We start from the raw sequence: 14,376 nt of genomic DNA on the forward strand, positions 1-14,376 counted from the left end.
GATGAACGACGCAAGCCCCCCGGCCCCCGCTGGCGAATCCGCCCTGTCGCCCCTCAAGCGCGCCTTTCTCGCGCTGGAGGCGGCGCAGTCGCGCGTGGCCGCGCTGGAGGCCGCGGCGCGCGAGCCCATCGCCATCATCGGCCTGGGTTGCCGCGTGCCCGGCGGCGGCAACGACGCCGACAGCTTCTGGCGCCTGATGCGCGACGGCGTGGACGCCATCGGCCCGCTGCCCGCCGATCGCTGGGACACCGAGGCCCTGTACGACCCCGACCCCGAGGCGCCCGGTCGCATCGCCACGCGCGCGGGCGGCTTCCTCGGCGCCATCGACGGTTTCGACGCCGGCTTCTTCGGCATCGCGCCGCGCGAGGCCCAGGGCATGGACCCGCAACAGCGCCTGCTGCTCGAAGTGAGCTGGGAGGCCCTGGAGCACGCGGGCCAGGCGCCCGACCGGCTGGAGGGCACGCGCACCGGCGTCTACATGGGCATGTGCAGCAGCGACTACGCCTACCTGCAGCTCATGAGCGGCGACCGTTCCCTGCTCGATGCGCACTTCACCTCCGGCATCGCCCACAGCATCGGCTCGGGCCGCCTCTCGTATCTGCTGGGCCTGCAGGGGCCCAGCCTCACGCTGGACACCGCCTGCTCGTCCTCGCTGGTGGCCGTGCACCTGGCCTGCCAAGCGCTGCGCGCGGGCGACTGCCGCATGGCCCTGGCCGGCGGCGTCAACCTGATCCTCTCGCCCGACCTGTACATCGCGCTGTCGCACGCGCGCATGCTCGCGCCCGACGGCCGCTGCAAGACCTTTGACGCGTCCGCCGACGGCTTCGCGCGTGGCGAGGGCTGCGGCGTGGTGGTGCTCAAGCGCCTGAGTGATGCGATGGCCGACGGCGACCGCGTGCTCGCGGTGATTCGCGGCAGCGCCGTCAACCAGGACGGTCCCAGCAGCGGCCTGACGGCGCCCAACGGCCCGGCGCAGGAAGCGGTGATCCGCGAGGCCCTGGAACGCGCCGGCCTGCGGCCGCACGAGGTCGGCCTGATCGAGGCGCACGGCACCGGCACGCAACTGGGCGACCCGCTGGAGGTGCAGGCCCTGGGCGCGGTGTTCGGCGCCGGGCGCGAACAGCCGCTGTGGCTGGGTTCGGTGAAAACCAACGTGGGCCACCTGGAAGCGGCGGCCGGCGTCACCGGGCTCATCAAGCTGGTGCTGTCGCTGCAGCAGCGGCAGATCCCGCCGCACCTGCACTTCAAGACGCCCAGCCCGCACATTCCCTGGGACGATTTCGCCCTGCGCGTGCCCACCGCGCTCACGCCCTGGGAGCCCATCAACGGCCGCCGCATCGCGGGCGTCAGCTCCTTCGGTTTCAGCGGCACCAACGCGCACGTGCTGGTGGAGGAGGCCCCCACGGCGCCGGCCAGGGCGGACCACGCCCTGGGCCGCCAGTGGCCGTTCGTGCTGTCGGCCAAGAACGAAGCCGCTTTGGCCGCGCTGGCCGCGCGCTGCGCCGAGGCCCTCGCGGGCCGGCCCGACGAATCGCTGGCCGATCTCTGCTTCAGCGCCGCCGTGGGCCGCGCGGCCTTCGCGCAGCGCGCCGTGGTGCTGGCGCGCAGCGTGACCGAACTGGTCGAGGGCCTGCGCGCCCTGGCCGAGGGCCGCGAGGCGCCGAACCTGCGCACCGCGCGCGTGAACCGCCGCGACCCGGCGCGCATCGCCTTCCTGTTCACGGGGCAGGGCGCGCAGTACCTGGGCATGGGCCGCACCCTCTATGAGCGCGAGCCGGTGTTCCGCCGCGCGCTCGATGAATGCGCCGCCGGGCTGCAGGGCGCGATCGAGCGCCCCTTGCTCGAGCTGCTGTTCGACCCCGAGGCGCCTGCGAAGCGGCTCGACGACACCGGCTTCACCCAGCCCGCGCTGTTCGCCATCGAGTACTCGCTGGCGCAGCTCTGGATCAGCTGGGGCGTCCGGCCCGACGCGGTGATGGGCCATTCGGTGGGCGAACTCGTGGCCGCCTGCCTCGCGGGCGTGATGCCGCTGGAGCGCGCCCTGTGGCTGATCGCCCGGCGCGGCGGGCTGATGCAATCGCTGCCCGCCGGTGGCCGCATGGCGGCCGTGTCCGCGCCCGAGGCCGAGGTGGCCGAGGCGCTCGCCCCGCGCGCGGCGCGTGTCGCCATCGCGGCGGTCAACGGCCCGCGCCAGACCGTGATCGCGGGCGCCGCCGCCGACGTGGACGCCCTGTGCGAGGGCTTCGCGGCGCGCGGCCACCGCTGCCAGGTGCTGCCGGTTTCGCACGCCTTCCATTCGCCCCTGGTCGACCCGGTGCTGGACGCCTTCGAGCAGGCCGCGTCGAGCGTGCCGTTCGCCGCGCCGCGGCTGCGCCTGGTGTCCAACCTCACGGGCGGCTGGGCCGACCCGGCCGAGGTGACCCAGCCCCGCTACTGGCGCCGCCACGTGCGTGAGGCCGTGCGCTTCGCCGACGGCCTGCGCACGCTGGCCGGCCTCTCGCCCGACGTGTGCATCGAGGTCGGCCCCCACCCCACGCTGCTGCCGTTCGTGGAGGCCACGCTGGACGAGGGCGCGCCCGCCCGTCTGCCCACCCTGGTGCCGACGCTGCGCAAGGGCCGCGACGACCTCGACCAGCTCGCCGAATCGCTGGGCAGCCTGTTCCTGGCCGGCGCGCCGCTGGACTGGCGGGCCGTCTGGTCCTCGTCCGGCTGCCGGCCCGCCGACCTGCCCAGCACCCCCTTCCAGCGCGAGCGCCAGTGGTTCCGCGCGCGCGCCGTGGCGCCCCGGCCCGTGGGCCGCGACACCGCGCACCCGCTGCTGGGCGCGCGCCTGCGCGGCGCCTTGCGCGAGGTGGTGTCGTTCGAACAGCGCCTGCGCGCCGCCGACCTGCCGTACCTGGCCGACCACCAGGTCAACGGCCGCGCCATCCTGCCGGCCACCGGCTTCCTGGAAATGGCGCTGGCCGCCAGCCGCCAGGTCTGGGGCGAGGCGCGTGCGCTGCACGAGGTGGCGATCGTCGAGCCGCTGGCCTTCGAGGGCGAGGAGGCCCGCACGGTGCAGGTCGTCGTGCGCCGGCCCGAGGGCGAGGCCGCCAGCGTCGAGGTGCTGTCGCAGGCCGATGGCGCCGATGAGGACGCGTGGCAACGGCACGTGCTGGGCCGCTACGCCGACCCGGCCGAGCGCGCCGACGCGCCGCTGCCCGAGCCGCGCGAGGCCGTGCGGGAACGCTGCACCCGCACGCTGGACGGCGCCGCGCACCGCGAGGGCCTGCGCGCGCGCCGGCTGGACTTCGGTCCCAGCCTGCACGGCGTGCAACGCCTGCACCGCCAGGACGGCGAAGCCCTGGGCGAGATCGAACTGCCCGCCGCCGCCGGCGCGGGCGACTACCTGCTGCACCCGGCCCTGCTCGACGCCTGCCTGCAGGTGATGGCGGCGGCGCTGCCCGAGCGCACGGCCGCCGGCCAGGCCTACCTGCCGATGGCGATCGAGCGCCTGCAATGGCACCGCACGCCGGGGCCGCGGGTGACCAGCCACGCGCGCATCGCCGTGGGCGAGGGCGGGGCGGGGCTGCTCAAGGCCAGCGTCACCGTCGCCGACGAGCACGGGCCGGTGGCCACGCTGGAGGGCATCGCGCTGCGCCCGCTGGGCGCGGGCGAGGCCCCGGTCTACGCGATCGAATGGCCGCGCGCGAGCGACGCCGCCTGGCTGCCCGCGCCCGCCGAGCTGGCCGCGTGCGCCGGCCCGCTGCTCGACGGCCTGGCGCGCGAGCATGGCCTGGACGACTACCACCAGGCCTTCCTGGCGCTGGAGTCCCTGAGCGCCGACTGGATCGTGCGCGCGCTGGCCGAGCTGGGCTGGCGCCCCGCGGCCGGCGAGCGGGTGGAAGCCGCCGCGCTGGCGCGCACGCTCGGCGTGGCGCCGCGCTACCACCGCCTGCTGCCGCGCCTGCTGGCCATCCTGGCCGAGGACGGCGTGCTGCGCGCCGAGGGCGGGGCCTGGCGCGTGCTGCACTGGCCCACGCCGGCCGACCCCCTGCAGCGCCTGCCCGCGCTGCTGCAGCGCCACCCGGCCGCGCGCCCGCGCTTCACGCTCACCGCGAACTGCGGCGCGGCGCTGGGCGGCATCCTGCGCGGCGCGGTGGACCCGCTGCACCGGCTGTTCCCCGACGGCTCGGCCGCGCTGGCCGAGGCCCTGTACCGCGACGCCCCCGAGGCCAAGGCCTACAACCAACTGGTGCGCGAAACCGTTCGCGTCGCGCTGCGCCAACTGCCCCCGGGCCAGCGCCTGCGCGTGCTGGAGGTGGGCGGCGGCACCGGCGGCACCACCGCCTGGCTGGCGCCCGCGCTGCCCGCCGGGCGCTGCGACTACCTGTTCACCGACGTCGGCCCCTCCATGGTGGCGCGCGCGAAGGAGGCCTTCGCGGCGCACCGCTTCATGGCCTTCCAGGCCCTGGACCTGGAGCAGGACCTGGCCGCGCAGGGCCTGGACGGGCGCCGCTTCGACCTCGTGATCGCCTCCAACGTGGTCCACGCCACCGCCGACCTGCGCCGCACCCTGGGCCGCCTGCGCGGGGCGCTGGCGCCCGGCGGCACCCTGCTGATGCTGGAGGTGGCCGGCGACGAGCGCTGGATCGACATCACCTTCGGCCTCACCGAGGGCTGGTGGCGCTTCACCGACACCGACCTGCGGCCCCGCCAGCCGCTGCTGTCGCGCGAGCGCTGGCTGTCGCTGCTGGCCGAGACCGGCTTCGAGGCCGCGGCCATCGATTCGCCCGACCCGCGATCGCGCGAGGTGCTGCTGGCCGCGCGAAAACCGGTGGAAGCGCAGGAGCCGATGCCCACGGGCGGGCGCTGGCTGCTGCTGACCGATCAACAGGGCGTGGGCGACGCCCTGGCCGCCGGCCTGCGTGGGGCCGGCCAGGTGGTGGACCTGCGGCCCGCGAACGCCGCCACCGGGGCCGACGCCGCCGCGCTGCGCCAGGCCCTGGCCGGTGCCGATTGGCGGGGCGTGGTCCACCTCGGCAGCCTCGACACGTCCCCGGCCCCTGCCGGCGCCGTGGTGCCTTCGCTGCGCGCCGGCCTCGGCTCGCTGCTGGATCTGGTGCAGGCCATGGGCGCCACCGCGTTCGCCACCGCGCCGCGCCTGTGGATCGCCACGCGCGGCGCGGTGGCCGTCGATGGCGCCGACGCGGTCGACGCCGCGCAGGCGCCGACCTGGGGCCTGGGCAAGGTCATTGCGCTGGAGCACCCCGAGTGGCGCGCCAGCTGCGTCGATCTCGATCCGCGGGCCGATGCGTCCGCGATGGCCGGCGGCCTGCTGCGCGCGCTGGCCGCGGCCGATGCCGAGGACCAGGTCGCGCTGCGCGGCGGTCGGCGCCACGTGGCGCGCCTGGCGCCCTTCCCGCTGGTGGCCGCCGACGACGCGCCGGTGCGACTGGAAAAAGCCGCCAGCGGCGTGTTCGACGACATGGCCCTGCGCCCGATGGCGCGGCGCGCGCCCGGCCCGGGCGAGGTCGAGATCGCGGTGCGCGCGGCCGGCCTGAACTTTCGCGACATCATGAACGCCGTCGCCCTGCGCGACGACCCCGAGCCCCTGGGCGGCGAATGCGCCGGGCGCATCGTGCGCGTGGGCGAAGGCGTCACCCGCTTCGCCGTGGGCGACGCCGTGGTGGCCACGGGCGAAGCCTGTTTTGCCAGCCACGTGACCACGCAGGAACGCCACGTGGCGCCGCTGCCGCGCGGCCTGGGCTACGCCCAGGCGGCCACGCTGCCCTTTGCCTTCATGACCGCCTGCCACGCGCTGCACACGCTCGGCGGGCTGCGCCCGGGCCAGCGCGTGCTCATCCACGCCGGTGCCGGCGGCGTGGGCATGGCGGCCCTCCAGCTGGCGCGGCGCGCGGGGGCGCAGGTGTTCGCCACCGCCGGCAGCGAGCCCAAGCGCGCCACGCTGCGCGCGCTCGGCGTCGACCACGTCATGGACTCGCGCACGCTGGACTTCGCCGACGAGGTGCTGCGCCTCACGCAGGGCCGCGGCGTGGACCTGGTGCTCAATTCGCTCGCCGGCGACTTCATCGCGGCCAGCGTGCGCTGCCTGGCGGCCGATGGCGTTTTCCTGGAGATCGGCAAGCGCGACATCTGGACGCCCGAGCGCTTCGCGCAGGAGCGCCCCCAGGCGCGCTACCACGCCATCGACCTCAACGCCCAGCGCTACCAGGACCCGGCCGCCGCCCAGGCCCTGTTCGAGCGGGTGATGGGCCTGGTGAACGCGGGTGAGCTGCAGCCGCTGCCGTACCACGCCTTTGCGCTGGCGCGCGGCGCCGAGGCCTTCCGCTTCATGGCCCAGGCGCGCCACACCGGCAAGGTGGTGCTCACGCGCCACGATCCGGCGCAGGCCTGCATGGAATCGCTCTCGCCCGAGGCCAGCTACCTGGTCACGGGTGGCCTCTCGGGCCTGGGCCTGATCAGCGCCATGCGGCTGGCCGAGCAGGGCGCGCGCCACCTGGTGCTGGTGGGCCGCCGCGCACCCGGCGAGGCCGCCCTGGCCACGCTGGACGCCATGCGCGCGCTCGGCGCGCAGCTCAAGCTGGTGCAGGCCGACATGTCGCGCGCCGACGAAGTGGCGCGCGTGCTGGACCTGATCGGCGAGGACCACCCGCTGCGCGGCGTCATTCACAGCGCCGGCGTGCTGGAAGACGGCGCCCTGCAGCAGCAGACCTGGGAGCGCTTCGCGCGCCCGCTGGGCCCCAAGGTGGAGGGCGCCTGGGCCCTGCACGCGCTCACGCGCGAGCTGCCGTTGGACTTCTTCGTTCTGTATTCCTCGGTGGCCGGCCTGCTGGGTTCGTCCGGCCAGGGCAACCACGCGGCCGCCAACGCCTTCCTCGACGCGCTCGCGCTGCACCGCCGCGCGCAAGGCCTGCCGGGACTGAGCATCGCCTGGGGCGCCTGGAGCGAGGTCGGCGCCGCCGCCGACCGCGCGATCGACCAGCGCGTGGGCGCGCGCGGCATCGAAGCGATCGCGCCGCGCATGGGCCTGGACCTGCTGCAGTCGCTGATGCGCAGCGAGGCCACCAGCGTGGGCGTGTTCCCGGTGCGCTGGGAGCGCTTCCTGGAAGCGGGCGCGCCGCCGCTGCTGGAGCGCTTCCGCGCCGCGGCGCGCAGCGAGGCGCCCCGCGCGGCGAGCGCGCCGGCGCCCGAGCGCGGCGCCTCGCTGGCCGATCAACTCAAGGGGCTGTCGAGCGCGCAGCGCGCCGAGCGCCTGCTCGCCTTCGTCGGCGAGCACGTGGCGCGCGTGGTCGACGTGGCCGACGCCCGCCGCATCGACCCGCGCCAGCCGCTCAACGAGCTGGGCCTGGACTCGCTGATGGCCGTGGACCTGCGCAACCGCCTGGGCAAGGACCTGGGCCTGGCGCGCGGCCTGCCCGCCACCCTGGTGTTCGACTACCCCACGCTGGACGCGCTGGCCGCGTACATCGGGCAGCTGCTGGCGCCGCAGGCCGAGACCGAAGCCGCCGCCGCGCCCGCGCCCGTGCCCACGGCCAGTGGCGCGGTCGAGGCCATCGATGACCTGAGCGACGAGGAGATCGAGGCCTTGTTTGCGAAGAAGCTGCAGAGAAAGCCATCGGATGTCTGACTTCCTGGAACGCATCAGCCACTTTTCGCCCAAGCGCCTGGCGCTGCTGGCCGACGAGCTGCAGGAGCGCGTGACGGCGCTGCAGGCGCGGCTCGCCGAGGCCGGCGGCACCGGCGCGCGCGAGCCGATCGCCATCGTCGGCATCGGGTGCCGCTTCCCCGGGGGGGCCGACACGCCCGAGCGGTTCTGGACCCTGGTGCGCGACGGCGTGGACGCCATCACCGAGGTGCCGCCGCAGCGCTGGGCCATCGACGACTTCTACGACGCCGACCCCGACGCGCCGGGCAAGATGAACACGCGCTGGGGCGGCTTCGTGGGCGACGTGGACGGCTTCGACCCGCACTTCTTCGGCGTCTCGCCGCGCGAGGCGCGCAGCATGGACCCGCAGCAGCGCCTGCTGCTCGAGGTGGCCTGGGAAGCGCTGGAGCACGCCGGCATCCCGGCCGATCGCCTGGAGGGCAGCCGCACCGGCGTCTTCATCGGGATGTCGGCCGGCGACTACTACCAGCTGCTGCGCGACGGCGGCAAGGAGCGCTTCGACGCCTACACCGCCTCGGGCATCGCGCACAGCATCGCCTCGGGCCGCCTGTCCTACGTGCTGGGCACCCGCGGGCCCAGCCTGTCGATCGACACCGCCTGCTCGTCCTCGCTCGTGGCCATCCACGAGGCCGTCATGAGCCTGCGCCGCGGCGAGTGCGACGCCGCGCTGGCCGGCGGCGTCAACCTGATCCTCACGCCCGACGTCAGCGTGGCGCTGTCGCGCTCGCACATGATGGCCCCCGACGGCCGCTGCAAGACCTTCGACGCGCGCGCCGACGGCTTCGTGCGCAGCGAGGGCTGCGGCGTGCTGGTGCTCAAGCGCCTGTCCGACGCGCAGGCGGCGGGCGACAACATCGTCGCGCTCATCCGCGGCAGCGCGGCCAACCAGGACGGCCGCAGCAACGGCCTCACGGCGCCCAACGGCCCCTCGCAGGAGGCCGTGCTGCGCGAGGCCCTGGCCGACGCGCGCGTCGACCCGGCGCGCGTGGGCTTCGTGGAGGCGCATGGCACCGGCACCTCGCTGGGCGACCCGATCGAGGTGCAGGCCCTGGCCAAGGTGCTGGGCGAGCCGCGCCAGGCGGGCGATGCGCCGCTGCTGCTCGGTTCGGTCAAGGCCAACGTGGGCCACATGGAAGCGGCCGCCGGCGTGGGCGGCGTGATCAAGCTGGCCCTGGCCCTGCGCCACGGCCAGGTGCCCGGCCAGCCGCACGTGCAGACGCTCAACCCCTACATCCCCTGGGACGATCTGGCGGTGCGCGTGCCCACCGCGCTCACGCCCTGGCCCGCCGGCGCGGGCCCGCGCCTGGGCGGCGTCAGCTCTTTCGGTTTCAGCGGCACCAACGTGCACCTGGTGCTGGAGCAGGCGCCCGAGCCCGCGCCCGCCGCAGCCCCCGCCGGCCCCGACCGGCCGCTGCACCTGCTCACCGCCACGGCCCGCCAGGACGGCGCGCTGCGCGCCCTCGCGGCGGCCTATGCCGAGGCGCTCGACGGCGCCGGCGCCTCGCTGGCCGACATGGCCTACAGCGCCAACACCGGCCGCGCGCCTTTCGCGCACCGCCTCTCGGTGCTGGCGGCGTCGCCGCAGGAAGCCGCGTCGCGCCTGCGCGCGCACCTCGCGGGCGAGGACCCGCCCGGCGTGTTCGCCGCCACGGCCGGCGCGCGCCCGCCCAAGATCGCCTTCCTGTTCACCGGCCAGGGCGCCCAGTACGCCGGCATGGCGCGCGAGCTCTGCGCCAGCGAGCCGGTGTTTCGCGCCGCGCTGGAGCGCTGCGCCGCCGGGCTCGACGCCGAGCTGCCGCGCCCGCTGCTGGAGGTGCTGTTCGCGCCCGAGGCCGACGGCGCCATCGACGACACCGCCTTCACCCAGCCCGCCTTGTTCGCCGTCGAGTACGCGCTGGCGCAGCTCTGGCTGTCCTGGGGCGTGCGGCCGGCGGCGGTGATGGGACACAGCGTGGGCGAATACGTGGCGGCCTGCGTGGCCGGCGTGTTCGCCCTGGACGACGCGCTGCGGCTGATCGCGGCGCGCGGCCGCCTGATGGGCGCCTTGCCGCGCGACGGCGGCATGCTCGCGGTGATGGCCGAGCCCGCGCGCGTGGCCGCGCTCATCGCGGCCTGGCCGAGCGAGCTGTCCATCGCCGCGGTCAACGGGCCGCAGAACGTGGTGGTCTCGGGCCTCCTGCGCGCCATCGAGGCCGTCGAGGCGCAATGCCAGGCCCAGGGCCTGCGCTGCTCGCGGCTCAAGGTGTCGCACGCCTTCCACTCGCCGCTGATGGAGCCCATGCTGGCCGAGTTCGAGCGGGTGGTGGCGTCGGTGGACCTGCGCGCGCCGCGCATCGAGCTGATCTCCAACCTCACGGGCCGCCCGGTGGGCGAGGCCATCACCCGGCCCGGCTACTGGCGCGAGCACGTGCGCGAGGCGGTGCAGTTCGCGCCCGCGGTCCAGGCGCTGGCGCAGGCGGGCGTCGAGGTCTTTCTGGAAGTGGGCCCGCACCCCACCTTGCTGGGCCTGGGCCAGGCCTGTCTGCCGGACGGTTCGGGCGACGGCCAGCGCCATTGGCTGCCCTCGCTGCGCCGAGGGCGCGGTGACTGGGAGAGCCTGCTCGGCAGCCTGGCCCGCCTGCACGGCCTGGGCGCCGCCATCGACTGGACGGCCTTCGACGCCGGCCGCGCGCGCCGCCGTGTCGCGCTGCCGGGCTACCCCTTCCAGCGCGAGCGCTACTGGGCGCCGGACGACCACGCGCCCGCGCGCGGCGCCGAGCCGCTGCCCACGCCGCTGCACCCGCTGCTGGGCTGGGAGGTGGCGCAGTCGCTCACCAGCGACCGCCTGTTCGAGACGCGCTGGGGCCTGGCGGCCCAGCCCTGGCTGCGCGACCACCGCATCCTGGGCCGCTGGCTGCTGCCTTCGCCCGTGTACATGGAAATGGCGCGCGCCGCCGCGCAGCTGCAGTTCGGCGACGGCCCGGTGGAGATCACCGATGTCGTCGTGCACCGCGCGATGCCACTCGACGGCGACGAACCGGTGCGCGCGCAACTGGTGCTGGGCGCGCCCGAGGCGGGCGTGAGCGCCCTGCGCATCGCCGCCTTCGACGCCGAGGAGGGCGGCTGGCCGGTGAACGCCAGCGCGCGGCTCGCGGCCGCCACCGGGCCGGTGCCCGCGCACGAGGCGCCCGCCGCGATCGCGGCGCGCCTGGGCGAAGCGATCGACGTGGACCGCCACTACGGCTGGCTCAAGACCCTGGGCCTGGACTTCGGCCCGCTGTTCCGCGGCGTCGAGTCGATCCGGCGCGGCGAGGGCGAGGTGCTGGCGCGCATGTGCTGGCCCGAAGGCCTGGCGCCCGAGGCCGGTCTGCTGTGGCACCCCGCCTGCCTGGACGCCTGCTTCCACGTCATCGGCGCTGGCCTGCCCCAGCAGGGGGCGACCCTGGACCAGGCCTTCCTGCTGCTGCAGGTGGACCGCATCCGCCTGGACGGCGCGCCGGGGCGCGCGGTCTGGAACCACGTGAGGCTGCGCCCCGGCGAAGGCCGCGACCCGGCCCGGGCCGAGACCTTCAGCGCCGACCTCACGCTGCTCGACGACGCCGGCGCCGTGCTGGCCCGCTTCGAGGGCATGCACTTCAAGCGCGCGCGGCCCGAGGCCCTGGCGCCGCAGGGCCGCGTGCCGGCCAGTGTGCGCCGCATGCTGCATGAGATCGTGTGGCGCGAGCTGCCGCCGAACGCGGCCGGCGCCGCCTCGCCCGCCGCCATCGCCCAGGCCCTGGGCCCACGCGTGGACGCACTCGCGCGCCAGCACGGCCTGGACCGCTACGCCGCTTTCCTGCCCGAACTCGACGCCCTGGCCGCCGACTACGTGCGCCAGGCCCTGCATGGCCTGGGCCTGGACCCGCGTCCCGGCGAAGCCCTCGGCCCCGCCGCCGCGCTCGCCACGCGCCTGGGCGTGCTGCCGCGCCACGGCCGCCTGTTCGAGCGCATGCTGGGCATGCTGGTGGAAGACGGCGCGCTCGTGCGCGGTGCCGGCGGCTACGCGGTGCGGCACTGGCCCGGGGCCGGCGACCCCGAGGCGCGGTACCACGAGCTGCTGGCGCGCTTCGCCGACTGCGATGCCGAGCTGAACCTCACCGCGCGCTGCGCGCGCGAACTCGCGGCGGTGCTGCGCGGCCAGGCCGACCCGCTGGCCCTGCTGTTCCCCGGCGGCTCGCTGGCCGACACCGAGCGCCTGTACCAGCACTCGCCGCCAGCCCAGGTCTACAACGCCCTCATCGCCGACGCGCTGGCGGCCATCGCGGCGGCCTGGCCCGCCGGGCGGCCCCTGCGCGTGCTGGAGATCGGCGCTGGCACCGGGAGCACCACGCACCACGTGCTCTCGCGCCTGCCCACGGCGAACCTGGACTACACCTTCACCGACGTGTCGCCGCTGTTCCTGCACCGCGCGCGCGAGAAGTTCGCCGCCCATGGCTTCATGCGCTACGCCGTGCTCGACATCGGCGCCGCGCCCGCCGGGCAGGGCTTCGCCGAGGCCGCCTACGACGTGGTGATTGGCGCCAACGTGCTGCACGCCACGCCCGACCTCGACACCACCATGGATCACGTGCGCCGCCTGCTGGCACCCGGCGGCACGCTGGTGCTGCTGGAGGGCACCACGCCCCAGCGCTTCGGCGACCTCACCGTGGGCCTGCTCGAGGGCTGGTGGGCCTACGCCGACACCCAGCGCCGCCAGTACGCGCTGATGCCGCGCGGGGCCTGGATCGATCTGTTCCAACAGCACGGCCTGGGCGAGCCGGCCGCGCTGCCCGGCGACACGCCACACCCCGTGCTGCAACAGCAGGCCGTGTTCCTGGCCCGCCAGCCGCTGGCCGAGGCCAAGGCCGAGGCCCACGCGGCGCGGCGCTGGCTGCTGCTGCCCGACGCGGCGGGCCTGCAGCAGGCGCTGGCCAGCGAACTGCGCGCGCGCGGCGACGAGGTGCGCGTGCTGGCCGAGGGCCCGGCCGGCCTGGCCGCCGCGCTGGGCGAGGGCCCCTGGCAGGGCGTCGTGCAGCTGCAGCCGCTGGACGCGCGCCTGGACGAGGCGCTGGACCTGGACGCCGTCGAGCAGCAGCAGCAGCGCCTGATCGGCGGGCTGTTGCCCACGGTGCAGACGTTGGCCGCCCAGGCGGGCAGCGCCGACGGCGCGCCGGGCCTGTGGCTGGTCACGCGCGGCGCGCAGGCCGCGCGCGCGAACGACAGCGCCGACGCCGCCCAGGCCACGGCCTGGGGCCTGGGCCACGTGGTGGCGGTGGAGCACCCCGAGCTGCGCTGCGTGCGCCTCGACCTCGATCCCGCCAGCGAGGACGCCGAGGCGGCGCGCCAGCTGGCGGACGAACTGCAATCGCCCTCGCGCGAGGACCAGATCGCGCGGCGCGGCGGCGCGCGCCTGGCGCGCCGCCTGGTGCGCCACGACGCGGCCACCGCGCCGGCCGGGGGGCCGACGCGCCTCGCCGCCGACCGCGCCTACCTCGTCACCGGCGGCCTGCGCGGCCTGGGGCTGCGCGTGGCCGAGTGGCTGGTGGAGCGGGGTGCGCGCCACCTCGTGCTGATGGGCCGCCAGGCGCCCGACGCCCGCGCGTTGGCGGTGATCGAAGGCCTGCGGGGGCAGGGCGCGCAAGTGCTGGCCGCGCGCGGCGACGTGGCGCGCCGCGCCGAGCTGCAGCGCGTGCTGGCCGAGGCCGCCGCGCTGGCGCCGCTGGCCGGCGTGGTGCACGCGGCCGGCGTGCTGGACGACGGTGTCATCGCGGCGCAGACCTGGCCGCGCTTTGCCACCGTGATGGGGCCCAAGGTGCGGGGCAGCTGGAACCTGCACACCCTGTGCCCGGGCCTGGACTTTCTGGTGCTGTTCTCCTCGGGCGCGTCGGTGGCGGGGCCGGCCGGCCAGTCCAACCACGCGGCGGCCAACGCCTTCGAGGACGCGCTGGCCTGGTACCGCCAGGCGCGCGGCCTGCCCACCGTCAGCATCAACTGGGGCCCCTGGGCGGAGATCGGCGCCGCCGCCGACCGCCGCCTGGACAAGCCCGGCTCGCTGCGCGCCATCGCACCCGCCGACGGCCTGGCCGCGCTCGACCACGCGATGCGCCGGTCCGCGCCCGGCGCGCTGTTCCCGAACGCCCAGCTGGCCGTGCTGGACAGCGACTGGGCGCACCTGGCCGACGGCGCGCCGCCGCTGTTCGGCGAGCTGCTGCGCGGGCTGGCGCGGCCCGGCCACGCGCCGGCGCCCGGCCAGACCGCCGCCGCACCCGAGCCGTCCTTGCGCGAGCGCCTGGCATCGGCCGCCGCCAACCGGCGCAAGACCCTGCTGCGCGACCACGTGCGCCAGCTCACCGTCAAGGTGCTGGGCCTGCAGCGCGGCGAAGACCTGGACGTGACCGAACCCCTGCGCCAGCTCGGCCTGGACTCGCTGATGGCGGTGGAGCTGCGCAACCGCCTGGGTCAGGCGGTCGGGCGCACCCTGCCGGCCACGCTCACCTTCGACCACCCCAGCGTCGCGGCGCTCACCGAGCACCTGGCGCGTGAGGTGTTCGCCGACCTCATGCCCGCGGCCGGCGCGCCGGCGCCCCAGGGGCCCGCACCCGACCCCGCGCCCACCCCCGCCGCCGCGCCCGACGTCGACGCCTTCGACGAACTGTCGGAAGACGAACTGGCCCAGCAGCTGATGCGCCGTCTCGACGGCCTGGGCTGAA

The 14,376-nt window shown here is 76.2% G+C and carries 2 protein-coding genes; both read left to right on the forward strand.

Annotated elements, in window-relative coordinates:
- Nucleotide 1 precedes the first annotated feature (1 nt).
- The gene (locus DY262_RS04280) at nt 2-7,630 is read left to right on the forward strand and encodes a type I polyketide synthase (protein ID WP_116957741.1); all 7,629 of its coding nucleotides are present in this window, start codon (nt 2-4) and stop codon (nt 7,628-7,630) included.
- Nucleotides 7,623-14,375, forward strand: a complete 6,753-nt coding sequence (locus DY262_RS04285; protein ID WP_116957742.1) for a type I polyketide synthase — start codon at nt 7,623-7,625, stop codon at nt 14,373-14,375. The genes DY262_RS04280 and DY262_RS04285 overlap by 8 nt, the downstream gene beginning before the upstream one ends.
- The last annotated feature ends 1 nt before the right edge of the window (nt 14,376 follow it).

The sequence above is a fragment of the Hydrogenophaga borbori genome (genome assembly GCF_003417535.1).
Classification (GTDB): Bacteria; Pseudomonadota; Gammaproteobacteria; order Burkholderiales; family Burkholderiaceae_C; genus Hydrogenophaga; species Hydrogenophaga borbori.